This window comes from Nocardioides litoris (assembly GCF_006346315.1).
GTDB classification, from domain to species: Bacteria; Actinomycetota; Actinomycetes; order Propionibacteriales; family Nocardioidaceae; genus Nocardioides; species Nocardioides litoris.
Genome location: NZ_VDMR01000002.1, coordinates 722735 through 746731, shown reverse-complemented (window position 1 = coordinate 746731; position 23997 = coordinate 722735). Strand labels below are relative to the sequence as shown.

Annotated in this window: 23 protein-coding genes and 1 tRNA gene; 3 read left to right on the top strand and 21 right to left on the bottom strand. The window is 68.3% G+C overall.

Going from position 1 to position 23997, the window contains the following annotated elements; translation table 11 throughout:
• Window positions 1-6: 6 nt before the first annotated feature.
• The 3 genes from FJQ57_RS11600 to FJQ57_RS11590 are packed head-to-tail and all read right to left on the bottom strand — an operon-like array spanning window position 7 to window position 2922.
• A complete protein-coding gene (locus FJQ57_RS11600; protein ID WP_139980316.1) occupies window positions 7-1344 on the bottom strand; it encodes an acyl-CoA dehydrogenase family protein in 1338 nt (445 codons plus the stop codon).
• A gap of 17 nt (window positions 1345-1361) precedes the next feature.
• Window positions 1362-2501: a thiolase family protein gene (locus FJQ57_RS11595; protein WP_139980314.1), complete on the bottom strand. Its 1140-nt coding sequence runs from the start codon at window positions 2499-2501 to the stop codon at window positions 1362-1364.
• Between the two features lie 4 nt (window positions 2502-2505).
• Window positions 2506-2922, bottom strand: coding sequence for a Zn-ribbon domain-containing OB-fold protein (locus tag FJQ57_RS11590; RefSeq protein ID WP_139980312.1), 417 nt, complete (start codon window positions 2920-2922; stop codon window positions 2506-2508).
• Window positions 2923-3042: 120 nt separating this feature from the next.
• On the opposite strand from FJQ57_RS11590, the gene FJQ57_RS11585 reads away from it, so the two are divergent.
• Entirely contained in the window at window positions 3043-3684 is a 642-nt protein-coding gene (locus FJQ57_RS11585; protein ID WP_139980310.1) for a TetR/AcrR family transcriptional regulator, read from the top strand.
• Window positions 3685-3776: 92 nt separating this feature from the next.
• Here FJQ57_RS11585 and FJQ57_RS11580 read toward each other — a convergent pair whose 3' ends face one another.
• The 4 genes from FJQ57_RS11580 to FJQ57_RS11565 are packed head-to-tail and all read right to left on the bottom strand — an operon-like array spanning window position 3777 to window position 8477.
• Window positions 3777-4535, bottom strand: a complete 759-nt coding sequence (locus FJQ57_RS11580) for an ABC transporter ATP-binding protein (RefSeq protein WP_139980641.1) — start codon at window positions 4533-4535, stop codon at window positions 3777-3779.
• A 5-nt stretch (window positions 4536-4540) separates the two neighbouring features.
• A complete protein-coding gene (locus tag FJQ57_RS11575) occupies window positions 4541-6352 on the bottom strand; it encodes a branched-chain amino acid ABC transporter ATP-binding protein/permease (RefSeq protein WP_139980308.1) in 1812 nt (603 codons plus the stop codon).
• A complete protein-coding gene (locus FJQ57_RS11570; protein WP_139980306.1) occupies window positions 6349-7239 on the bottom strand; it encodes a branched-chain amino acid ABC transporter permease in 891 nt (296 codons plus the stop codon). Before FJQ57_RS11570 ends, FJQ57_RS11575 begins: the two co-directional genes overlap by 4 nt.
• A gap of 8 nt (window positions 7240-7247) precedes the next feature.
• Entirely contained in the window at window positions 7248-8477 is a 1230-nt protein-coding gene (locus FJQ57_RS11565; protein ID WP_139980304.1) for an ABC transporter substrate-binding protein, read from the bottom strand.
• Between the two features lie 318 nt (window positions 8478-8795).
• Between FJQ57_RS11565 and FJQ57_RS23595 the strand changes: the two genes are divergently transcribed.
• Window positions 8796-8930 (top strand): hypothetical protein, encoded by a 135-nt coding sequence (locus FJQ57_RS23595; protein WP_281284258.1) that lies wholly within the window; start codon window positions 8796-8798, stop codon window positions 8928-8930.
• A gap of 1208 nt (window positions 8931-10138) precedes the next feature.
• Here the strand turns inward: FJQ57_RS23595 and FJQ57_RS11560 are convergent.
• Window positions 10139-10426, bottom strand: a complete 288-nt coding sequence (locus tag FJQ57_RS11560; protein ID WP_139980302.1) for a winged helix-turn-helix transcriptional regulator — start codon at window positions 10424-10426, stop codon at window positions 10139-10141.
• Entirely contained in the window at window positions 10423-10827 is a 405-nt protein-coding gene (locus tag FJQ57_RS11555) for a VOC family protein (RefSeq protein WP_139980300.1), read from the bottom strand. Before FJQ57_RS11555 ends, FJQ57_RS11560 begins: the two co-directional genes overlap by 4 nt.
• A 640-nt stretch (window positions 10828-11467) precedes the next feature.
• Between FJQ57_RS11555 and FJQ57_RS11550 the strand changes: the two genes are divergently transcribed.
• The gene (locus FJQ57_RS11550; RefSeq protein WP_170219394.1) at window positions 11468-12547 is read left to right on the top strand and encodes a glycosyltransferase family 4 protein; all 1080 of its coding nucleotides are present in this window, start codon (window positions 11468-11470) and stop codon (window positions 12545-12547) included.
• Window positions 12548-12844: 297 nt separating this feature from the next.
• Here FJQ57_RS11550 and FJQ57_RS22490 read toward each other — a convergent pair.
• The 12 genes from FJQ57_RS22490 to FJQ57_RS11495 all read right to left on the bottom strand — a co-directional run bounded on the left by FJQ57_RS22490 (window position 12845) and on the right by FJQ57_RS11495 (window position 23957).
• Window positions 12845-12922: transfer RNA gene (locus FJQ57_RS22490), tRNA-Pro, on the bottom strand.
• Window positions 12923-13116: 194 nt separating this feature from the next.
• Complete coding sequence (locus tag FJQ57_RS22485; RefSeq protein WP_170219393.1) at window positions 13117-13257, bottom strand: hypothetical protein; 141 nt, start codon at window positions 13255-13257, stop codon at window positions 13117-13119.
• 702 nt (window positions 13258-13959) lie between these two features.
• On the bottom strand, window positions 13960-14259 hold the full coding sequence (locus FJQ57_RS11540) for a putative quinol monooxygenase (protein WP_139980297.1): 300 nt from the start codon (window positions 14257-14259) through the stop codon (window positions 13960-13962).
• Between the two features lie 266 nt (window positions 14260-14525).
• Complete coding sequence (locus tag FJQ57_RS11535) at window positions 14526-14933, bottom strand: RipA family octameric membrane protein (protein ID WP_139980295.1); 408 nt, start codon at window positions 14931-14933, stop codon at window positions 14526-14528.
• A 399-nt stretch (window positions 14934-15332) separates the two neighbouring features.
• Window positions 15333-16070, bottom strand: coding sequence for a GntR family transcriptional regulator (locus tag FJQ57_RS11530; protein ID WP_139980293.1), 738 nt, complete (start codon window positions 16068-16070; stop codon window positions 15333-15335).
• Window positions 16070-16981 (bottom strand): 3,5-dioxohexanoate:acetyl-CoA acetone transferase, encoded by a 912-nt coding sequence (kce, locus tag FJQ57_RS11525; RefSeq protein WP_139980291.1) that lies wholly within the window; start codon window positions 16979-16981, stop codon window positions 16070-16072. Before kce ends, FJQ57_RS11530 begins: the two co-directional genes overlap by 1 nt.
• An 8-nt stretch (window positions 16982-16989) precedes the next feature.
• A complete protein-coding gene (locus tag FJQ57_RS11520; protein WP_170219392.1) occupies window positions 16990-17673 on the bottom strand; it encodes a histidine phosphatase family protein in 684 nt (227 codons plus the stop codon).
• Entirely contained in the window at window positions 17670-18974 is a 1305-nt protein-coding gene (locus FJQ57_RS11515; RefSeq protein WP_139980287.1) for a Tm-1-like ATP-binding domain-containing protein, read from the bottom strand. Before FJQ57_RS11515 ends, FJQ57_RS11520 begins: the two co-directional genes overlap by 4 nt.
• A gap of 79 nt (window positions 18975-19053) precedes the next feature.
• Window positions 19054-21471 (bottom strand): xanthine dehydrogenase family protein molybdopterin-binding subunit, encoded by a 2418-nt coding sequence (locus FJQ57_RS11510; protein WP_246081753.1) that lies wholly within the window; start codon window positions 21469-21471, stop codon window positions 19054-19056.
• Window positions 21464-22000: a (2Fe-2S)-binding protein gene (locus FJQ57_RS11505; protein ID WP_246081752.1), complete on the bottom strand. Its 537-nt coding sequence runs from the start codon at window positions 21998-22000 to the stop codon at window positions 21464-21466. The genes FJQ57_RS11510 and FJQ57_RS11505 overlap by 8 nt, the downstream gene beginning before the upstream one ends.
• The gene (locus FJQ57_RS11500; RefSeq protein ID WP_246081751.1) at window positions 21997-22887 is read right to left on the bottom strand and encodes an FAD binding domain-containing protein; all 891 of its coding nucleotides are present in this window, start codon (window positions 22885-22887) and stop codon (window positions 21997-21999) included. Before FJQ57_RS11500 ends, FJQ57_RS11505 begins: the two co-directional genes overlap by 4 nt.
• A gap of 14 nt (window positions 22888-22901) precedes the next feature.
• The gene (locus FJQ57_RS11495) at window positions 22902-23957 is read right to left on the bottom strand and encodes a zinc-dependent alcohol dehydrogenase (RefSeq protein ID WP_139980285.1); all 1056 of its coding nucleotides are present in this window, start codon (window positions 23955-23957) and stop codon (window positions 22902-22904) included.
• Window positions 23958-23997 lie beyond the last annotated feature (40 nt).

The window sequence follows — 23997 nt, the reverse complement described above, 5'->3', positions numbered from 1 at the left end:
ACCTCCTCAGGCCCTAGGGGCGGTCTCGGTCATCTCGTCGCTCGGGCCGAGCCACCCGCCCGCGGCGTCGATCACGTCGGAGTACCGGCGCATCGCTGCGGCTCGCCGGGTGGGCAGGTGCTGGGAGGGGAACACTCCCTCCTGGGGCTCGTACTCCGACAGCACACTCCTCGCGACAGCCACCTTGTGGATCTGGGTCGGCCCGTCGGCCAGGCCCATGTGGAAGGACTCCAGCACCATCGAGCTGAACGGCATCTCGTTCGAGACACCGAGGGAGCCGTGGACCTGCAGGGCTCTGGAAGCCACGTCGTGCAGGACCTTGGGCATGGCCGCCTTCACGGCGGAGATGTCGCGTCGCACCATCGCGTAGTCGTCGTACCGATCGATCTTCCAGGCCGTCTGGAGCACCAGGAGCCGGAACTGCTCGAGCTCGATCCACGAATCGGCCACCATCTCCTGCACGAGCTGCTTGCGCGACAGGTCCTCGCCCTTGGTGCGGCGGGACACCGCGCGCTCGGCCATCAGGTCGAGCGCCTGCCGCACCAGGCTGATCGTGCGCATCGCGTGGTGGATGCGTCCCCCTCCCAGTCGACTCTGCGCCACCGCGAAACCCGCCCCACGGTCGCCGAGCAGGTGGTCGGCGGGGATCCGCACGTCGGTGTAGCGGACGTAGGCGTGGGTGCCTTCGTTGTCCGGGTGCCCGTACAGACCGACGTGCCGGACGATCTCCACGCCGGGGGTGTCGGCCGGGACGACGAACATCGACATCCGCTGGTGGGGTGGGGCGCTCGGGTCGGTGACGGCGAGGACAATCAGGAACGAGGCAAACCGTGCGTGGGAGCTGAACCACTTCTCGCCGTTGACGACCCACTCGTCGCCGTCCAGCGCGGCCTGCGTGACGAACTGCAACGGGTCCGAGCCGCCTTGGGGCTCGGTCATCGAGAACGCCGAGACGATGTCCCCGTCGGTCAGAGGGTCCAGGTAGCGCTTCTTCAGTTCCTCGTTGCCGAAGCGGGCGAGGATCTCACCGTTGCCGGAGTCGGGTGCTTGGCACCCGAACACGATGGGACCGCAGTGGCTGCGTCCCAGGATCTCGTTGAGCAGCGCGAGCTTCACCTGGCCGTAGCCCTTGCCTCCGACCTCGGGACCCAGGTGTGCAGCCCAGAGGCCACGGTCCTTGACCACCTGCTGCAGCGGGGGGATGAGCGCCTTGCGCACCGGGTGGTCCACGTCCCAGGCGTGCCAGACGACGTGGTCGAGCGGCTCCACCTCTTCGGCCACGAACTCGGCGACCCAGTCGAGCTCCTTCTGGAACTCGGGGTCCGTCTCGAAACTCCAGCTCATGTCGTTCTCCTCGTGGTTCAGCGGGTGAGGACCGTGCAGGCTGAGATGCCTGGCGCTCCGTAGACGTGGGTGAAGGCGGCGCGCGGATGGCCGGGCACCTGCCGTGGTCCGGCATCGCCGCGCAGCTGCAGGACGTTCTCGTAGACCTGGCGCAGGCCCGAGGCGCCGATGGGCTCGCCGTTGGCGATGCACCCGCCGTCGGTGTTGACCGGCAGGCGACCGCCGATGCGGGTCTCTCCGTCCTGCACCAGTCGCTCCTGGTCGCCGTCGGAGCAGAACCCTGTCTCCGCCAGGTGCATGACCTCAGCCCCGGCCTCGGTATCTTGGAGCTGCGCGAGGTCCATGTCCTCCGGTCCCACGCCGGCTGCCTCGAAGGTCGCCCGAGCCGCGTCCACGCTGGGGCTCACCCCTCGCTCAGCGGACAGGCCAGGGGAGAAGACCTCGAAGGAACCGAACCTGCGGGACCGGAGCCGGACGGCCCCGATGCGGATCGGCTTGGTGGTCAGGCGTCGGGCGACCTCGTCGCGACAGATGACGAGGGCCACCGCGCCCTCGCCCGGGGAGCACCACATGTACTTCGTCAAGGGGTCGCTCACCATCGGCGAGGCCAGGATCTCCTGCTCGGTCAGGGGCGAGCGTCGCCACGCGTTGTTGTTGAGCGCCCCGTTGGCGAAGGCCTTCTCGGCCACCTTCGCCAGCGTCGAGGCGCTGATGCCGTGATGGTCGGCGTACCGCTGGATCTTCATGGCGAAGAACTGGGTGGTGAGCATCAGACCCGACTCGCCGTACCAGTCGCCCAGCGAGTACTCGGACGGTCGGGCGTTGAAGGCGCCCGGGGGGTGCTTGTCGTAGCCGACGACCACGCCGATGTCTCCCGCGCCCGCCAGGATCGCTTGCACACCCAGCGTGATGGCCGATCCCCCGGTGGCACACCCGTTCCTGACGTTGACGAACGACAGGCCGGTGAGCCCCAGGTCGGAGACCATGGTGTCGGGGTTCCCGGCAGCGTCGCTCCCGCCGAACGCGAACTGCACCTGGTCCCAGGTGACTCCGGCGTCGTGGAGCGCGCGGCTGACCGCGACCACCCCCTGCTCCTTGCCGGTGAGACCGTGGCGCCCGAACGGGTGCATGCCGATGCCGACGATCGAGACGCTCATGAGGTCACCTCGTCCCACTAGGGGCGAAGGCGTAGGTCATGACGTCCGCCCCGTCGCCGTCGACGTGGTTCACGACCAGGGTCAGCTCCATCGGGCGTCCGATCCACAGCTCGTCCGGGTCCGCGGTGGTCAGCCGCCCCTCGACGATGCACTCCCCGGGGAGCTCGACGTAGCCGACGCCGTAGGGGACGAACTCGGCGGGACCGCGGTAGGGCGCCTTGGGCGCGAAGCGCTGGATCGTCCAGCTCCACAGCACCCCCGCCGGCGGCAACCAGTGGTCGACGACGGATCGACGTGTGCACCGAGGGCACCCACCCTGCCGCGGGAAGGTCACGACCTCGCAGGCCTCGCACCGGCCGGCCAACAGCCGGGGGACGGGAGCGTCGGTGAAGACACCATCCGCGATCGGGCGGGACGTCATGCGACCTCCTAGTTGAAGTTGACGTCATAATCATATGTGACGACGATGGTCTTGTCACCCGGCGCGGCAACGTCTGCGGCTTAGGCTTCGTCCCGGGCCGATCGAGCCTCAAGGGGAGCCATGACCACCAGCACTGATCCCGGCAAGCAGCTGACCGCTCGCGGCCTTCGGACCCGCAAGCTCCTGCTGGACGCCGGCCGGCGGGTGTTCGAGCGCGACGGCTTCGCCGCCGCCCGGATCACCGACATCGCCGACCTCGCCGGCGTCGCCCACGGCACCTTCTACACCTACTTCGAGTCCAAGGACGTCATGTTCGTGGAGCTCATCGACTCCGTGCGCGAGGAGATGCTCGCCGGGTCCGCGCACACCGTGATCCCGGAGGCCGAGGAGGGCGAGGAGCCGTGGCAGACCATCGCGCGAGCCAACCGTCGTTACCTCACCGCCTACCGGGAGAACGCACAGCTGATGGTCATCTGGGAACAGGCGGCGACGATGAACGACGCCTCGCGAGAGATGCTGACCGACTCGCGTCAACGGTTCGCCGAGCGTTCGGCCAAGGCGATCCGCCGCTACCAGCAGGCCGGGGTCGCCGACCCTGACCTCGACCCCACGTTCGCCGCGGTCGCCCTGGGGGCGATGGTCAGCCGCTTCGCCTACATCTGGTTCGCGGGCCGCGAACCTCATGACTTCGAGGACGCCGTCACGCAGCTGACGGTCCTGTGGTGCAACGCCATCCGCATCCCCCGGGGCGCCTCTGCGTGAACCCGGAGGGCCGCCCGCGCAGGCCGGCGCAGCCCAGGCCCTCAGCCTCGTCCTGCTGGACCGGCCCGCCGACCCTCCCGGCCGTCCGAGGCTCACAGACGTCCCGAGACAGTGGGAGCCGTCCCTCCTGGTCCAGCCTGGTCGCCTCCCAGCTCGATCTCGCGGATGGCGGCCTCCGCGCCGGCTCCAGTGGCCGGCCCTTCGTACAGCTTGTGGCCGAGTGACATCACCGCGATCCGATCGGCCACGGACGCCGCCCATCCGACGGCTTGCTCGACAAGCAGCACGGCCATTCCCTCGTCGCGCAGCTGGGCGATGGTGTCGTAGACCTCTCCCACGATGGCCGGGGCGAGACCGGCGGACGGCTCGTCGAGCAGCAGCACACCCGGACGACGCATCAACGCCTGGGCGATGCTCAACATCTGCTGCTGCCCACCGCTCAGCGAACCCGCTGCGTCGTGACGCTTGTCCCGGAGCACCGGGAAGCGCCCGTAGGCCTCCTGCAGACGTTCGCCCAGCGCCCTCGACTTGAGCCGCTCGGTGTAGGCGCCGAGGACGAGGTTCTCCTCGACCGTGCGTTGACGGAAGACCCGCTTGCCCTCCTGGACGAAGGCGAGTCCCCGGGTCACGCGCTTGTACGGCGGGAGCGAGCCGATCGGTTCGGCGTCGATGACGACCTCGCCCGCGTCGGTGCGCAGCAGCCCAGAGATCGCCTTCAGGGTCGTCGTCTTGCCGGCACCGTTGCGCCCCAGCAGGGCGAGCACCTGCCCCGGCTGGACGGAGAGGGAGACATCGCGGACCACGGTGATGTCCCCGTAGCCGCAGACGAGTCCTCTGGCCTCGAGCATCATCTGGGTCACTCCGTTCCGAGGTAGGCGTCGACGAGGTCGGCGCGCTTGCGGTCGACCGGTCCGGACCCGAGGTAGGTCTGACGGACCTTGTCGTCCTGAGCGATGTCGAGCGGGCCCCCTGAGGCAAGCACGGCGCCCTCGGCCAACACGTAGACGGTGTCCGAGACCGAGGTGATGAGGTCGAAGTTGTGCTCGACGAGCACGATCGTCGCCCCGGCCGTGCGCAACCGCCCGATGACACCGGCGAGCTCGGTGACCTCGTCCTCGTCCAGTCCGGAGGCGACCTCGTCGAGCAGCAGGACGGCGGGCTCGGAGGCGAGGGCCCTCCCGAGCTCGACCAGGCGTCGCGTGCCGAGGGGCAGGGCCGCGGCTTCGTCGTCCGCGCGGTCGGAGATGCCGAGGGCAGCCATGATCGCCTCGGTCTCAACCGCTGCGTCACGCTGGCGTCGGTGGTAGGACGGGAGCCTGAGCACGGTCGCGAGCAGTCCGACCTCCTTCTTGAGCGCGCCGGTTCGGATCGTGTCGAACACACTCAGGTCAGGCGGGATGGTGGGGGTCTGGAACGTGCGCCCGATGTGGCGCCGGGCTCGACGCGAGGCCGAGAGCTGTCCGACCTCGTCGCCGTTGATGCGCAGCTCGCCCTCGTCGGCGAGGTAGTAGCCGGACACCACGTTCAGCAACGTGGTCTTGCCCGACCCGTTGGGTCCAATGAGCGCGGTGATCCGACCCGGCTCGGCGACGAGCGAGACGCCGTCGACGGCTCGGTTGCCTCCGAAGGCCTTGACGACCGCGCTGACGTCCAGGCGCCCGCCCGCGACAGGCGCGAAGCGGCCCGACCCATGCTGTGTGCTGGTGGAGACTGGGCGCCCCGGCTGCAGGCGGGCAAGGAGGTTGCGCAGCAGGGGCGTGATGCCCCGGGGGAGGAACACGCCGCCTATCAGCAGGAACGCTCCGAAGGCGACGGTGGAGTAGTCCTCGAAGGCACTGGAGCTCATCGGGCCCAGGGTCAGCAGCGCAGCGCCGAGCAGTGCGCCGTAGATCGTGTGCATGCCTCCCAGGACGCTCGCGGCCAGGACCAGGAGAGCCGTGTGCAGACCGAACGAGGTGGAGGACACGTAGCCGTCGAGGTAGGCGAACATCGCGCCCGCCAGGCCGGCGGGCACGGCGCCGATGGCGTAGGCCTTGAGCTTGAGCCGGTAGGTCGAGACGCCGAGCGAGGAGGAGAGCGTCTCACCGGCGCTGAGCACGCGGAACTCGGCCCCCCGGGGCGACATGACGAGGTTCCGGAACAGGGCGAACCAGGCACCGGTCACCACCACGACGACGACGTAGAAGTAGTACTGGTCAAGCTCGACGCCGAGCAGCTGCGGCAGCGGGATGAGGGACAGGCCCTCGTAACCGCCGAGGGGCTCGCCGATCAGGTTGACGAAGTCCGGGACGAGCAGCACCAGGAAGAACGATCCGATCGCGAGCATCCACCCGCCGAGCCTGATGCCCGGGGCTCCCGCGACGACACCGACAAGCACCGCAACGCATGCCGCGACGAGCATCACCAGGACGACGTCGTTCACGAGGTTCTTCGCCACGTAGCCGGCCGCGTAGGCGCCGGCGGCGTACACCGCTGCTTGCCCCAGGGCCAGCTCGCCGGCGTAGCCGAACGTGAGGTTCAGGCCCGAGACCACAAGGCCGAGCATGGCCACCAGCATCAGCTGGCGCATCCAGAACAGGTCCAGCCCCAGCCAGGGGAGCGCCGCCACGAGGGCGACGACCCCGGCGTAGCCGATTGGGCGGAGCCGCGTCATGAGCTGGGGGTTCATACGGTGCGTCCTTCCTTGGTTCCGAACAATCCCTGTGGTCGCACCAGCAGGACGAGCATGAAGACAACGAAGACCATCAGGCTGCGGTAGTCCGAGCCGAGCCAGCGGGCGGTCATCACCTCGCCCACACCGAGCGCCAGGCCGCCGACCAGGGCACCCACGTGGCTGCCGACCCCTCCAAGGGTGAGGGCGACGAAGCCCTTGATCGCCAGCACGAGGGCGAGGCTGACCACGGCCAGGGTCTTGGCGCCGACGATCACGCCCACCCCCGACCCGAGCGCTCCGGCGATGACGAAGCCCGCCGAGGACAGGAGGCGGACGTTGACGCCCTGCAACATGGCCGCGTCGCGGTCCTCGCTCTGGGCCAGGCTCGCCAATCCCAGCCGGCTGCGCTGGGTCCACACGTGGAGCACGAGCCCGAGCATGAGCGCGGTGCCGATGACCAAGAGGTCGGACTTGCGGACCTCGCCGCCGAGGAACGAGACCCGGCGGTCGTCATCGAACAACGGGACCTGGATCGGGTCGGACCCCCAGATGATGTAGGCGAGCCCGGTCACGATCGTTGAGGCGCCGACCGTCGTCACGAGCTCGCCGTGGCCCACCCCGCCGCCTCGTCGAAGCCGGAACGACTTCAGCGGGGCGACGGCAGTGAGCTCCACGACCAGACCGAGCACAGCCCCGACGAGGACGCACACGACGATCACCAGCGGGACAGCCAGCCCCAGGCTGGTCAAGGCCCAGGCAGCGACGAAGGTCCCGATCATGGTCATGTGCGCGTTGGCGAAGTTCAGGACTCCCGCCGTGGTGACGGTCAGGTTGTAGCCGTAGGCGATGATCGCGTAGATCGCGCCGATCGCGAGTCCGGCAAGGACGAGCGTCATCGACATGGCCGTTCTCAGCCGACGGGCTTGAACATGCCGTCGACGAGCTCGCCCTTGGGGACGAGCGAGAACTCCTGCGACTCGGGGCTCGGGAAGTGGTCGTCGGGGCTCCAGGAGTGCTGCTGCCAGAAGACGAGGTCCACGTCGAGGTCGCCCTCGAGCTGCTCCTTGACCTTGCCGGCGTCCGTGGAGCCGGCTTCGCTGGCTGCGGCCGCATAGAGGTTGACGATGTCGTAGAAGATGAACGGCGACTGGACTGACTCCCGGACGCCGTCGAGCTTCTCCATCTGCTCGAAGAACCCCGTCAGCGCTTCGCTCCGCTCCTCAGGTGCCACGTAGACCTGGCTGGCGAACACCTCGGTGTAGAGGTTCTCGTTCTGCTCGTCCGTCGCCCACTCGGACGGGCCCCCGTCGGTGCTGTTGATGCCGAACCCGCCGATCGTGGGGATGTCCGTCGCACCGACGACCGAGCGTGCCTCCACCAGACGCTTGACCGGGTCGCCGATCGCCTCGAAGAAGACCGCGTCCGGGTTGCTCGAGATGGCCCGTTCGTAGGCGATGGAAAGGTCGATCTCGTCGAGCTTGAACTCTTCGATGCGCAGATCGACTCCGGTGCCCTCCAGACGTTCGGTGATCGCCTCTCCCATGGACTTCCCGTAGGGGTCATTTCCCAGGAGCGCGACGACGGACTCGGCCTCGAGCCCGGCGAGCCCGTCAGCGAGCCCGGCCTGCTGGTCGAGCGGGACTGGGGTGTAGCCGAAGTGGTAGGGGTACTCGTCGGGCTTGTTCAGCTCCGGCGAGGCCGCGTTGTTGATCGAGACGATCTTCTCGCGGGTCAGGAGCGGCGTCAGGGCGAGCGACTCGACGCTGGAGACGCCTGGGATCACCAGATCGGGTTTGTCGCCTTGCGAGAGTCGGCGCTGGAGCTCACTGACCGCACGCGTCGGGTCTCCGCCTGTGTCCAGCACCTCGAGGGTGACGGTCTCGCCATTGACGCCGCCAGCGTCGTTGACCTTCGCGATCGCCGCTTCAAGGCCCTGCGTGACGTCCCCGACGATCGTCGCCGTCGGGCCGGACTTCCCAGCGACGAAGAGGATGCTGACTTCGCCGCCCCCCTCTGCCTCCCCGCCGCCCGGCGCGCCGCAGCCGGCCAGGACGAGCGCTCCGGCTGCTGCCAGGAGAGCTGTCTGCTTGAACCCGTCGAGGCCTGCTGCCATCCGGGAGGTGAGTCTGTTGCGGTTCATCGACAGTTCCTTCTGGTCCTCTGCCCGAGCGGGTGGGATGTGACTCCGCGCACACTATTCCGAAGTTGACGTCAGTATCAAGTAAATCCTCCGCTGACCCGGCTGCAGCCGGTCCTGCTCGCGCTGGGTCCGAGCTCCGAAGCCGCCTGCGCAGCGCATGAACACCTGACCCAGACCGACCTCGCGGTCGCTCGGTGCGAGGCCGAGCGCGAACGGCTCGACCGCCTCGCCGCCGAGTACGACACCGGCTTCACCCGCCATGTCGTCCCCGCGCTCGACCGCGTCAGCGAGCAGTTCTGGGCCGGCGACCCGGACAGCGTGCTCCCCGACCTGTCGGACCTCATCCGACGGTTCGACGGCACGCCTCAGTTCGCCTCGCTGGCCGAGTTCGAGACCTTCATGGACGACCCGCTGACCACCCTCGTCCTCGACCTCGGCGGCCCCGCCCGGTAGCTCGCCAAGGCCCCGGACACGACCGGAAACGACCGGCCATGACCGGTCACGGCTGGTAGTTTCACCGGACCTTCACCGGACCTTCACCGGACCTTCACCGGACTTCGGCCCACCTGGGCCTCCAACAGCAAAGCCCCCAACCGCATTTTTCGCAGGTCAGGGGCTTGTGGTGGAGCCGCCTGTCGGAATCGAACCGACGACCTGTTCTCCGCGGGTGGGGGTGACGGACACCTCAGCCCCAACAGGGCCGCGAGGCGTCTGACCTGCACAAACTCATGATCGTGGTCGCTCCTAGGTACCGACGACGACTGGGCATCACCGGCTCCTACTGGGAGTTTCACCGGACTTTCACCGGACCTCCGCCGAGGTCGGGAATCCCTAGTGGGCGCACGGCACTCCGTCACTGATGACCGCCTCGCGCGCGGCCGGCAGGGCGGGCGTCCAGGGATGCGCGTCTCGCCGTGGGCCGGGTGCCGACAGCGCACCTGCTCCTCCCACGCGGCCGAGCGATGTCGCACCTCGTGCTGGCTGCCGCAGCCCGCCTCGGTTGTGCCCGGAACACCCTTGCCCCACCTGCTGCCGATCTCACGTCACTGGCCGCCTGTCGGTCCCTCGACCGCTGTCGGACAGGGTGCGATGGGGCCATGGAGGGAGACGTCGCGGGGGCTCTTTGGTGTTCGTTGACCACGGCTAGGACGACGTCCTTGGGGTGCGCTCACGCTTGGCCCTCTCGGGTGAGGAACGCCATGTCGATCCATTCAGCGCGCCCAGCGGCGCCACCACGCGCGACGTGCCCCCAATTCCGACATCGCCGCTCTGAGGCGTCGTGCGGCTGCAGCGGCACACCGGCTTAGTCGCTCCCTCTTGACACCCCTGGTGGCGCTGGCCGCCCCCGGCGCTGGGGGGCTCGCAGTCCCTGCGTCCGCCGCCCCGTCCGCCAGGTTTGTGCCCGTGTCCACTACTGCTGCCGCTGGGCGTGACATGTACGCCCACGCTGCCGGTACGCCGTGGTGGTCCGTTCGTCGGCTGGCTCGGACGAGCCACACCCCGACAACGGTGACCAGCCGGCAGCAGTCCATGGAAGAGCCACGCCACCCTGACGGGCAGCCGCACAGAGAGCCATCAACCAGCCACCTGGACCGCAGTCTGGCCAGACCTCCGGCCCTGAGGTCGAGTCTCTAGTCGCCGCGTAGCGGGCTCTGTCACGGTCACGGTCGCGCTTCCTGAGCACCCCAGGAACTGAGCGCGACGATCGCGTCCCTCAGGGCGAGCCCGCGATCAGTCAGCGCATAGGCGCGTGTGTTGTGCTTGAGAGGCAGACGGGACAAGACGCCGGCCGCTTCGAGCTCCCGCAAGCGGGTAGCGAGCATGTTCGTCGGCACCCCGAGGGTGCGCTGCAGGTCGCTGTAGCGCTGCGGCTCGTCGAGCAGCTGTTCCACGATGAGCAACGCCCAGCGTGCCCCGAGGACCTCCAGTGCCGCGGCTAGGTCGCTCACGCTGTCGGATCGGCGTCCGGCTTCATCCAGAACGGGGAGTAGTGGTAGCCGTCGGGATCGTCGAACTGGCGCTGGTACATGAAGGAGTAGTCGTCGGTGTCACCGATCCGCCCGCCGGCATTACCTGCGCGCTCGGTGATCTCGTCGACCGCCTCGCGGCTGGCGAGGTCGAAGGAAACGGTGACCTTGGAGGGGGTGTCGAGTCCCCCGACGAGTTCCTCGGCGCCGCCGACGCTTGCGTACATCTCTCGGCTGCCGAGCATGACGTACTGCCCGGGGGCGATCGCGAAGCACGACACGTTGTGGTCGGACATCTCGGGGTGGAGGGCCCAGCCGAGAGCTTTGTAGAAGGCGGTCGAGCGTTCGACGCTCTCGACGGGGCAGGTGATGAAGAGGCTCATGCCACCGATGCTTGTAAAAAACAAGTGCCCCGTCAAGGGCCACTGCCCGCGCGCGCTCCTGGTTCAATCACCCGAGGGGCCTGCGGCCCTACCGGTGGACCACGTTGGACGGCTCGCGGTCAGCTGCGTTCACGGGTGTCGCCGAGCGGCCAAGACCACGCGCAGTGACCGTGAGCGGCGGGCGCACGCACCACGAGTCCCGCCCGACCATGTCGATCACGACAGCGAACGGGATCGAACGTCACAGAACTGGGCCGAGGTGGATGCTGAGCTCGGCGTTGGCGCCGGTCATCGAGGGTCCTGAGTCGGATTCGGCAGACGACCTCGTGCCTGCGCTCCGCCGAGGCGCAGCACCTCGCGTCGGGGTCAGGTACAGCCGAGCCGCGGCGTGTGCGGTACGTCGCCCGGACTGCCGTCACGACGTCGTCGACTACAGTCAGCGGTGGACTGCGAGCGGCAGACCCACGTCGGCGGACTCGTCGGTAGAGGGCCTGGTGTCGGCAGCGACCCTCAGGTGGAAGCAATGCACTCACTGCCCGCGCCAAGCCCACGCCAGGGCCGTCCGATCTCGTTCGTCTGGTCACCGGGGAAGGCGTTGCCGGCCGGCACGGGCGGGTCAGAGAACTACACCGTCGGGCAGGTGCGAGAGCTCCGGCGGCGCGGTGTCCCCGCCCGGGTCGTGACAGTCGGTCTCGGCGTCGACGACGGCCGCGCGGGGTTCGACGTGCCGTTCCACACGCTCGCGACCTGGGGCGAGGTGGGCGACCTCGACGACACCGTCGTCTTCGTCAGCGAGGCGCCGCCCGTGACCACCCGGCACCCGGCCTACCAGGTCCTGCACGTCCCACCCCCCGGTATGACGGATGAGCAGAGCGCACTGCGAGTCGCCACCAGCACCCGAACGCTCATCGCGACCAGCAGGTACGCCGCGGGCCTGTGGGCCGAGTTCCTCGACGTCGACGTGCAGATCATCCACGTGGTACGCCCCTTCGCCGAGCCGGTGTTCGCCCGGACCGCGCGACCCGCGACCGTCGGCCGTCGGGTGCTGTACGCCGGCCGGTTGGCCCCCGAGAAGGGCATCTACACATTGCTGTCGATGCTGCACCACGAGCTGCTGCTGGCCGAGCCCGCTCTCCACGTCACAGTCACCCGCGCCGGCGCCGACAAGATCCAGGGCGCGATCATCGAGCAGGTCGTCGCGGCCCACCCCGGTGTGCACCTGGTCGCGGCCCGCACGACCCCGGCATCGATGGCGCAGTTGATGGTCGAGCACGACGTGGTCGTGATGCCCTCCAACAGCCAGTACTGGCACGAGACCTTCGGCATCGTCTCCCTCGAGGCCCAGCACGCCGGCTGCAGGGTCGTGGCCTCCGACGACGGCGGACTCCCCGAGACCGACTGCGGTGCCCTCGACCTGGTCGAGCCCGACAACGCTCGGGCACTGGCGCACGGCGTCCTCGCCGCCCTGGACCGCGGTCCCGTCGACGCCGCAGTACGCGCCGACAGCGCGCTCCTGTTCACCGTCGCCCAATCGGTCGACGAGATGTTGGACGCGCTGGACGCACCAGTGCTGGTAGCGCCGGCGGCGGTGATCTCGCACCTCGAGGAGCTCGTCGCCCTCCCCAGCGCGGACCTGGCCGGATCATCAGGAGGGGCTCCTCGCAGCCGCAGCCGCAGCCGCGACTCGGACCTCAGCCCCGGGCGGCCTGCGGCCCACTAGCGCACCGGCATCGGCTGGCCCTCCAAGGGGATCCGGTCACGACGAGGCCCCCGCATCGCTCAGGGTGTCGCAAGCCGTCGTCGCAGCGCGCGCAGCCCGGTCTCTTGCGGCCTCCGGGCTGCTCGCCTGGTCGCCAACGAGACCCGCCACCGCCGCCGGAACCGGACCCGCGACGATGACGCCGCCCGACGGATGGCCAACCTGGCGACGCAGGCTCGCGATCTCCTGGTTCCGTCGGCCTGCTGGGCCCCAACGACGAAGCCCCCGACCGCCTTTCCGCAGGTCGGGGGCTGGTGGTGGAGCCGCCTGTCGGAATCGAACCGACGACCTATTCTCCGCGAGTAGCCATAACCGTGGCACTGGCCGGCAAGCGGCCGATAGGCCCCTGACCTGCGGAAACGCAGGTCACGGCGTGGCTTCGACTACTGGTGACAACCGGGGGGAACCGGTTCCTACTGGGAGTTTCACCGGACTTTCACCGGACCTCCGGCAGGGCTGGCCTCTCCCTTCCGCCTTAGCCGCTTGGTGCGCCAGGCCATGCGATGCGGACTGAGCCCGATCATGAGTGGCTACGACGCGAGCGTCGAGTCGTGGTGGGCCAGCAACCGGGTCGAGCCATGGCGGGCGTCGATGCGCTGTTTGGGCCAGCCGCCAGAAAGCTGCTGCCGCTCGACCCGCGCGCTGCCGTCGTTGCCAACGTCGTCCGGCACTGGCCGCTCATGGGCGACAACGTGAAGCGCTCAGCCCGACAGCTGCCACCTGAGACGCACCGCCACCTGCGGGACCTGCCGCAGGACGAGCTGGGCCGGCAGCAGCCAGCACGTCACCCGGGTCCTGACCGTTTCCACACGAACCGCGCCGCCCCGGCCACGCTCGAGCTGGGCGCACCGGAGCCAAGGTGGGCGGGCCCGCGGCTAGGCGTCGTTGACGGGAAGGCGTAGGCCCCAGCGGCCCCGCTGCTCGCCGCGCGCCCAGGCCGGCGTCAACGAGCTGCTTGATGTGGTGCGAGGCCGTGGGCTGGCTGAGGCCCACGGGGTCGACGGGACGAGGATGGCGTCCCGCCTTCATCTTGCAGCGGTCAGGGAGAGCAGGCGGACTCGCGTGGGATTGCCCAGCGCTCTGACCGCAACCGAGAACCTTCTAATCCGTAGGGCTCAGATGGGGTGCCAGTCGTCGCCTCGACGCGCCTGCAGACGACGACTGCTCTGCACCGAAAGTACCAGGTCAGACGGCCATTTGGGCTGTGTCGTTGGATGCCGCCTCGTGTCGGGGCAGGACGTGCGTCGCAACACTGGTGCGCCACTAATGAGCCGTATTTGAGCCGCCACGAGGCGAATCCGACCGATATTGATGCGCCCGGTATTGCCGATGGTCGGGCTTTGGCATGTGAAGGGTTCGCGCCGCGGCCGGGGCTACCCCGGGGTCTTCTCGGCCAGGATGTCGATCTTCTCGATCTGGGGCTCGGAGAACAGCACACCGGTGTTGGGCCCGAGCGCTTGGCCGACACCACCGGCGAGGTGAGCATCGCGCGCCTCGTCATCGGGGAACACGTCGTAGACGCCGAACGTCGTTGGGCCGAACTGAATGGCGAACCAGGCGACGGTGCCCGGCTCGTCCATCACGATCGCGCGTGCACCCTTAAGGAACTCAGAAAGTTCCGCCTCCTTGCCTGGCAAGGCCTCAAGACGGACTAGAAGGGCTTTGGTCAACATGGACAGACTCCCTTGTCGCGATGAACGCGGCCACGGAAGAACTAGCCACACGAGGAACCTACTCCTCCGAGTACCCGAGCAGGGCGTTGCTGACCGGGTATCTGCAGCGTCTTGTCCGCCCGACCACCACGCCCTTTGAGTCTCCGCCCGACCATGCCGCACAGCGGGCTCCGCCCAACCATGCCGCACAGCGGGCTCCGCCCGACCCGACCATGCCGCGCTGCGGGCTCCGCCCGACCATGCCGCGCTGCGGGCTTGGCTGTGGGTCAGAACAACACGATGCCGATCGACGCGAGATCAACGATCGCCACAGCGACGAGCAGGAGGTAGACGAGTTGCGTGACCGAAGCTCTGCGCTTGCGGCCCCCCATCGTTGCCGTGGTGTCGGTCTTCCACCCGAGAGGGAGTTCGATCGTCTCTTCGATACGCCGGACCCTGTCACGAGCAGCCCGGTAGTAGTCATGCTGGACTCGTGTAACCAGCGCGGTGAGGATCGCCGCGAGAGCGCCTAGCGCAAACACCGGGATCGCGCCGCTACTCGTGCGGGTCGACAGGAGCACCCCAAGACCAGCGACCGCGACATTGAACGCCAGGAGGTACTGCGTACGGCTCCAGTTGTGCAGGACCTGGAAGCGATACTCCTCGACTGCCAGCTTGTAGAGCTCGAGCTTCACGTCGGGCTCGTCTGAGCCGCCCTCATGGGAGGACGAGTCCCAGGAAGCGGGGAAGGCAGTCATCTGCGCCACCGTACCTATGGAGTTGGGGGGCGTGAAGGTCGCCGTGCCGTCAGGACGAAGAAGCCGTCGCCGGGACTCCTGGTTGAACGGCTGGAGTCGGGCGTCCAATCACCCGACCATGCCGCACAGCGGGCTCCGCCCGACCATGCCGTACAGCGGGCTCCGACGCAGTGACAGCTGACGGTGTCGCGCAATGCCTCGCGACTCGACCCGACGAAGGGGAGCGGGAGACGCGTAGGGCCGCCGACGAACTTGACCAGCTGGCTTTGACAGGTCGAAGACCCCGCTGAGCGCCGTTCGTCGACGACCACGGCCTAGGACGGGTCCCGCTGACGATCAGACTTGTGCGTCGAAATGGTCTCGGAACAGCGCACTGACGTTGAGCTGGTGGTCACGGGCGTGATGGGCCGCGAGCAAGGCGTCGCCCTGCTCGAGTGCATCGAGGATGCGTCCGTGCTCACTGATGATGGAGCCGACGTCGGCGGTCGGCAGGGTGAGCGTGATGAACGTACGCGCGAAAGGCTCGAGCTGGTCGAAGACGTGCTCGATCGCCTGATTACCGGAGGTGTTCGCGATGACGCGGTGGAATCGGGCATCGGCTTGCGTCATTGCTCCGTGGTCGCCGGCCCCGTAGTGCTCTTGCATCTCCCTGTAGGCGTCACGCAGTGTGTCAAGCGTCGGTTGGTCCATCACCGGCGCTGCCAGCGATGCCGCGAGCGCGTCGATCTCGGACCTCACCACGCTGATGTCAGCCAGTTCTTTGCTGGTGGGGAGCCGGACACGTGCACCCCGTCGTGAGTGGATCGTGATGATCCCGATCGCCGCGAGGTCGCGAAGAGCCTCTCGCACTGGAGATTGGCTCGTGCCCAATTCTTTGGCCACTTGGAGCTCGACGATCCGCGCGCCCGGCTTGTAGTACCCGCGCATGATCCGGTCGAGCAGCAGTCGCTTGACCGATGAGGACAGCAGCTCACCACCGACGGCGACATCCGCCCCGCCCGCGACCGCAGCTGTTGTGCGGACTGCGACCTGCTTGTCCAGTGCTCGGAGAGTCGCTTTAGGCGCTGGCACCATCACCGCAACGCGGACCGCAGTTGGAGCCGCTGTCGGGCCTCGGCCGGGGAGGCCACGCTGCGCGACAACACCTTCGCGGCCTCTGTCATCCGGTCCACCTGTGCCTTGCTCGACTCCGCAAGCTTGCCGGGCCCGTCCCACAGGGAGTCCTCGAGCCCGACTCGCACATTCGCTCCGAGAGCGAGCGCGATCGTTCCCACCCGGATCTGCGCAGCCCCGGCTCCCAGGGTCGACCACTCGAACTGGTCCCCGAAGAGTCGTTGCGCGGTCCTGCGGAGGTGCAGCAGGTCCTCGACGTCGGAGCCGATGCCGCCGAGCAGGCCGACGACGGTCTGGATGAAGAGTGGTCCTTGGACCAGGCCACGATCGAGGAAGTGCGCCAGGTTGTACAGGTGGGCGGTGTCATAGCACTCGAACTCGAAGCGGGTCCCTTGGTCGGCGCAGCTCTTCATGATGCGTTCGATGTCGGCGAACGTGTTCTTGAAGACCAGGTCCTTGTTGCCGAGGTGGGTGCGTTCCCACCCGTGCTTGAGATCGGGAAAGCGGTCGAGCATGGGGAACAGCCCCATGTTCATGGTGCCCATGTTGAGGGAGGCGAGCTCAGGAGCCAGTTCGATCGCAGGCCCGATGCGCTCGTCGACCGTCATGTGGGGGCTGCCGCCGGTGGTCAGGTTGATGACGACATCGGAGCGGGAACCGATCTCTGCCAGCAATTCGCGGAACAGCCCGACGTCCTGGACCGGGTGCCCGTCGTGGGGGTCGCGGACGTGCAGGTGCACGATCGCGGCCCCGGCCTCGGCTGCGCTGAGCGCCGCTTCTGCGATCTCGTGCGGGGTGACCGGCAGATAGGGAGACATCGACGGTGTGTGAATGGCGCCGGTGGGGGCGCACGTGATGATGGCGTCGGGCACGAGCCCTCCTATGAGGTGGTGGGAGCGGACGTCGCGGGAGCGACGTCGTCGATGACGATCGAGCAGGGGGCCACGGTGAACTCGTACCCGTGCACGTGGACCGGCTCGCCGGGGTCGGCGCCGGTGAGGTCGAGGCCGACCGAGCGCAGCACAGGTGAGTGCGTCACCGCGACGACGGTCTTGCCGCGCCAGGTCGGGACGTCGAGCAGGCTCCGGGCGAAAGCAGTCATACGTCGAGCGACCGTCGCAGCGTCATCGCCCGGTGGCGATGGGTGCGACACCCAGAACCCGACGCGTTCGGGGTGCTCGAGCCACTCACCGAAGAACGGGGCGGAGGCGACCTCGGCTGCGCCCATCTCGAAGGTCTGCTGGGCGAAGGCTTCAGCACTGCTGACCATGGTGACGCGGTCACCGCCGAGGTAGAGGTCGGGGTTGCGCAGAGCGAAGGAGTCGAGGGGTTCGGTCGCGCGTTTCTGACCCAGACCCTCGATGAGACCGGCAGCAGTCTCGCGGGTCCGGCGGGTGCCGCCGTAGAGCACGGCAGCGACGTCGTCCCCGCGCCGGGCGAGCCACCTGCCGGCTAGCCGCGCCTGCTCGTGGCCTCGGTCGGTGAGAGGCACATCGCCGCGGTGGCCGTCGACGTGCGCATGCCGGAGCAGGAGGAGGGTGACTGGATCGGCGCTCACGATCACTCCGCCGTGACGAGAACGGCCTCCGGGCTCGTCCCCGTGTTCGCCTCGGCGGACGCCTGCGGCCGGGTGGCCCATTGCTTCATGAAGAGCTCGAAGACGGCGTCGGCGAAAACCTCGTCGTTGATGTTGTTGTCCATCTCCAGCAGCTCGACTCCCTCGTCCAGATTGGCGCGGATGGAGTCGAAGAGGGGCGACACGTCGACGCCGTGCCACTGGCTGCCCTCCTTGAAGTAGTTGTCCAGCCCGCCCAGCGGCAACCCGACGGCTTTGGGGCCCGGTGCGCGGTTGACGTGGTCCGCGACGTACTCGCCGAGCTTGACGAGTTCCTCGGTGGTGGCCAGCAACGAGGTGATGTTGGGGTTGTGGACCAAGACGTTCCGCTCGGGGGTGTTGAACTCCGGCGGGATCGTGTCGACGGCACCGAAGTTGAAGCACTCGACTGCACCGGGCACGACGACCTGAGGGATACCTGTGCGAACCGCCGCCTCCATGCGCTCGCACCCAGGGTCGAAGATCCCGTGGTTCCAGTGGTTGAGGAGCTCAGCCAGGGTGTAGTCGATGAGTCCGTCGATGACGCCCTTGTCGATGAGGTGCTCCATCCCGGCTCCCTCCCCGACGGCGTGGAAGGTGACGACTTCGAACCCCTCGGCCTCGAGGCGGCTTCGCACTCTCATCACGCCGGGTGTCGTGACCCCGAACATCGAGATCGCGATGAGCGGCTGGCTCGCCTCGGCCTGCTCGCGGGTGTAGCTGTGCCCCTTCGCCATCCCGGCTGCGGCATGCGCAGCATTGGCGAGAACCATCTTCGAGATGGCGTTGAGACCGGCGATGTCGGTGACGGCGTTGGCCATCAGCATGTCTGAGTGACCTACGTACGGACGGGTGTTGTTGGAGGCCATGGTGCTGACGATCAGCTTGGGGAAACCCATGCCGAGGTCCTTGAACGCACCGCTGAGCAGGTCAGTGCCACCGGTACCGCCGAGTCCGATGACGGCATGGATCCGGTCCTGTTCGACGAGCTCGTCGAGGACGAGGCGAAGACCCTCGCTCATCTTGGTGATCGCCAGGACGCGACCACCGGCGCCCTCGACTCCGGAGTCGAAGTCGCTCAGGTTGATGCCTGCGCGAAGGGCGACGGTGGCTGCGTCGATGTCGGGGGTGAAGTGTGGTTCGCCGAGCACGCCGCAGTCGACGACCAGGACGTCGACGCCGGAGGCGAGGAGGCAGTCACGCACGTAGGCGTACTCGGTGCCTTTGGTGTCCAGGGTTCCGGCGAGGCAGACGACGGCGTTGCGTTCCATGGTGGTTCTCCGATCGGTAATTGGGTGTGCTCGGTAGAGGTGCCGCCGTTGGGCTGGCACCGTTGAGACGCGAGGTGGATCAGGTGGTCGTCTGGTCGAGGGCTTGTTGCAGAGCCGTCCAGACACGCTCGGGGGTCAGCGGCAGGTCCCGGATGACGACTCCGGTCGCCTGGCTTGCCGCTGCCCCGAGCGCTCCGGCCGTGCACAGGAGTGCGCCCTCGCTGATTCCCTTCGAGCCGTAGGGCCCGGGTCCGTCGTGATTCTCGATGCCGTGGGTGACGAGTTCGATCGGGACGTCCTTGAACGTGGGGATGCGGTAGTCGAGGGCGCCCAGGTTGCGGATGAGGCCGCGGTCGTCCAGGAGTAGTTGTTCCATCTGGCTGTGCCCCAAGCCCATGATCGATGCGCCCTCGTCCTGGGACACGACTTGAGTCGGGTTCAGTTCCGTTCCGACGTCGCTGACTGAGATGTGCTTGTGCAACAGGAGTTCGCCGGTGTCGAGGTCCACCTCCACCTCGATGGCTGTGCAGTTGAACTCGTAGAAGGCGGCGTCGCCGCCCAGCGGGTGGCCCTTGCGGCCGCGCATCCTCGCGATCCCCTGCCCGACGAACTCGCCGCCCAGCGATCCCAGGGCGATCCTCGATGCCTCTAGCAGCGGCAACGGACCTTCGGGCGTGACCAGCAGGCCCGGAGCCTCCGACAACGTGTCCTCCTCGCTGCCGGTGCTGTCGGCGTACAAGCTCAGGATCCGCCGACGGATGTCCCGACAGGCATCGAGGACGGCGTTGCCCATGAAGACCGTGGAGCGGCTCGCCGAGGTCTGCAGGTCGAACGGGACGACGCCGGTGTCGCCGCTGACGACGGTGACCTTGTCGAGGCCTGTCCCCAACTCGTCGGCGACGATCTGCTGCCACAACGTCCGGGCGCCCTGCCCCATGTCGGAGGTGCCGGCATAGGCGATGGCGCTGCCGTCGGCGAGGAAGCGGACCAGGCTCTGCGAGAGTCCCGACGTCGCGCCAGGCTTGATCGCGACTGCGATGCCGCGGCCACGGCCAGCCGGCAGCGGCGTGTCCCAACCGATGAGCTCAGCCGCCTTCTCCAGCGACTGGTGCCAGTCGCCGTCGGCGGTCGCCTCGTAGGGCCCGCGGAAGAAGGCTTCCCCTCGGTGGATCAGGTTGCGTCGGCGGATCTCGAGGGAGTCCAGACCCAGTTCCCTGGCGCCAGCATCGAGCTGTGACTCGGTCGCCCAGGCCACCTGCGGGCAGCCGAAGCCACGGAAGGCCGTGCTGGGCGTGGTGTTGGACATGACGGCTCGCGAGGCGGTCCGAACGTGAGGGATGCGGTACGGGCCAGCTCCCACGTAGCTGCCCTTCGTCATCACCCGCGGGGCGACATCGGCGTAGGCGCCGATGAGGTAGTCGCACTCGAGCTCGTGGAACACCAGGCAACCGTCCGCGGTGAAGCCGGTGCGGGCGACGACCCTGCAGCCGGCACGGCGCATCGTCTGGAACGTCTGCTCCAACGAGAGGACCAGGCGGCAGGTACGTCCCGTCTTGAGGGCGAGGAAGGCCAGGAGCGGCTCGAACTTCGGAGTCTGCTTGCCGCCGAAGGCTCCTCCCGGGTCCGGAGCGAACACCCGGACCTTCGCCAGCGGCAGCTCGAGGAGCGTGGCGATGGTCCGCTGGAGCAGGTAGGGGTGCTGCACGGGTGAGTGGACCTCGAGTCCGCCGTCTTCCGTGGGTGTGACGACGGTTCCGCCGGGCTCGATGGGGAAGTGCGTGACCATGGGGAAGGTGTAGGTGTTCTCAACGACGACGTGGGCCTGTGCGGCGGCGGTGGCGACGTCTCCCCACTCGTAGAGCGCGGTCTCCAGGATGTTGGACTCGCGGTGCTCGTCGTCCGCGGGTCGCGCGGACGGATCGACGACCAGTGCCGCGTCGGGCGCGGTGGCTTGGTCGAGGTCGAAGACGCCGTCGGTCTCTTCGTAGGAGACCTCGACCGCCCGAGCGGCTGCCTCTGCCTGATCGAGGGTCTCCGCGACGACGGCGGCCACTGCTTCGCCGTGGAAGCGGACCTGGCCGTCGGCGATCACGGGCCTGTCCTGGTGCGAGACGCCGAATCTCGGCATGGGTTGCGGGAGGTCAGCGGCGCTCATCACCGTCAAGACGCCAGGCATGACGGCCGCGGCAGCGGTCCGCACGTCGGTGATCGTGGCGCAGGCCACCGGCAGGGTGACGAGGGCGACGTGCGCCGTGTCGGGGAAGGTGAGGTCGGAGAGGAACTTCTGCTTGCCTGTGACCCGGTCTGCGCCCCCGTACCGCAACACCGAGGTTCCGACGTGGTGAGCCTGATCGCCATCTCCGGTCGTGCGCTCTCCTCCCGCCAGTGCCACGGCCATGGCTCCTGCGGCGTCGGAGTCGAGTGGGGCACCTGTCATGGCCCGGTCGTCGTCGATCGTCGTGGTGGACACCTCGGTGCGGCTCGCGTGCTCAGTCATGGTGGCTTCGCTTCCGGGCCGTCATCTGCACGGCCGCCACGATGCGCTGGTACCCGGCGCATCGGCACAGGTTGCCCGACATGCCCTCACGGATCTCCTCCACCGTCGGGCTCGGGTTGCCTCTCAGGAGGTATTCGGCCGCCACGACTTGGCCCGGGATGCAGAAACCGCACTGGACGGCGCCAGCCTCCAGGAACGACTCCTGGAGATCACTCAAGCCGCTGGGGGTGTCGAGCCCCAACCCCTCGACCGTGGTGATCGTGGAACCGTCGGCCTCCGCGGCCAGCATCAGGCAGCTGTTCACACCCACGCCGTCGACCAGCACGGTGCAGGCCCCGCACTCCCCTTCCGCACAGCAGGTCTTGGTCCCGGTGAGGTCGAGCTGGTAGCGCAGCGCATCCATCAGGGTGCGGTGCGGGGGAACGGAGAACCGAGCCCGTGCGCCGTTGACGGTGCACTCGACCTCGTTGAGCTCATCGGGCACCACGGCGGCGTTGCGGACGCTGTGTCTCGAGTCCTGGGTCGTCACGAGTCACCCTCCTGCGTCAACCGGATCGGTTCCCGCGCATCGCGTCGCCCGGCAGCGCAGAGGACTGCTCGCCTCGCGAGCACCCGCAGCATCGCCGCCCTGTAGGTCTGCCCCGCGCGAACGTCCTCGATCGGGGTTGCCGGGCTCAGCAGCTCATCGACCATGTTCTCGACTTCCGCCTCGGACCACAGCGCGACAGGTCCGGTAGGCCCGCCGAGCAGCGTCACGGGTCCCACAGCACCGAGTCCTGCGGTGGCGCGTCCGTCGCGCTCCACGACTGCGGCCACGCTGACGGTCGCCAGGTCGACCCCACGCCGTCGAGTCATCCGCAGGAAACACGACGAGCTGCCGTCGGCCGGGCGAGGCACTCGGAGGGAGGTGACCATCTCGCCCGGCCCGCACAGCGTTCGACGCGAACCGAGGAAGAAGTCGCGCAGCCGGACCGTGCGTTCACCGCTCGTGGAAGCGATCGTGACGGAGGCGTCGAGCGCGACCAGGGGTGGCGCCGTGTCGGCGGCTGGGGAGCCGTTGGCGGAGTTGGCTATCAGGCTCGCGCGGTTGCGGATCGCCACCGACCCGACCACCAGTGCCGCCTCAGCGAGGCTGGGGAACCACTCCCTCACGGTCGGATCGGCGGCAACGGCGGACATCGTGACCGTGGGACCGAAGGTGATGGCCCGGGATTCGACGTCGATCGGGGGACGCAAGTCGCGAACGCGTTTGATGTCCACCAGCAGCGAAGGTTCGACCGTGCGATGGCGTAGCGCGACCAGCAGGTCGGTACCACCGACCAGCACTCGCGCGGTTCCGGCCTCACCAGCTAAGGCCGCCACAGCTTCTGCCGTGGTCGTGGGGCGGTAGTAGCGCATGGTCGCCTCCGTGGTCATGTTGCGATGCCCGGTCAGGGGTTGACGATGATCTTGATGGCGCCACTGGAGCGGTCGTTGAACGTCGCCAGCGCCTTGTCGTAGTCCGCCAGAGCGAAGTGATGGGTGATGAGCTCCTTCGCGCGCATGCGTCCGTTGGCGATGAAGGGGATGACGCGACGCATCTCGCCGGCCGAAGCCCGGGAGCCGACGAGTTCGAGCTCGTCGAGCACCAACGGCTGGCACTTCAGGGCGACGTCCTCGGTGGGGATGCCGACCATGGCGCAGCGTCCGCCTCGCCTGAGCATCGCCATCGCCCAAGTCAGGGTCTCCGGCACGCCTGCGCACTCAAGGACAACGTCGGCCCCGAGACCACCGGTCAGCTCGCGGACGCGTGCCACCGGGTCCCCCTGCAGCGTGTCGACCATCTCGAAACCGAGGGTGCCGGCCCGGGCGAGGCGATGTCCGCGACCCACCATGATCACTCGAGCGGCCCCGCAGATCAACGCCGCGTCGCCGGCCAGGAGTCCGACAGCACCGGCTCCGGTGACGGCGACGGTGTCGCCTGGCTTGATGTTGCCGCGGCGAGCGACGTGCAGGGCAATGCTGGCGGGGTCGGCGAGCGCGCCCTCGTCGAAGGTCATCTCGTCCGGAAGCGCGAAGATGCACTTCACGTTGTGGACGGCGTAGGTGGCGTTGACGCCCTGGACGTTGTGGCCGTACTGCGAGTGCAGCCCCGGCTTGCCGTAGTTCTCGCACAGGTTGTACTGACCCTCGACGCACTTCTGGCATGCGCCGCACGCGTTGTGGCTCGTGCCGGCGACTCGGTCGCCGACCTTCCAACCGAAGGTGTCTGCGCCCGGGCCGAGGGCGACGATCTCGCCGGCCCACTCATGACCGGGGGTGAAGGGGAACCCCGTCGGCCAGAACCCCGGGTAGTCGCCGTTGATGAGGTGGGCGTCGGTCCCGCAGATCGACACCGATCGCACCCGGGCGAGCACCTCGTTGCGGCCGGGTTCGGGGATCGGGAGGTCGGAGACTTCGAGAACGTTCGGCTCCTGGACGACCAGCGCCTGCATCATCTGCGTCATGTTTCAGCTCCAGCTCAAGGGCCGGTCTTGATCCGGCGCT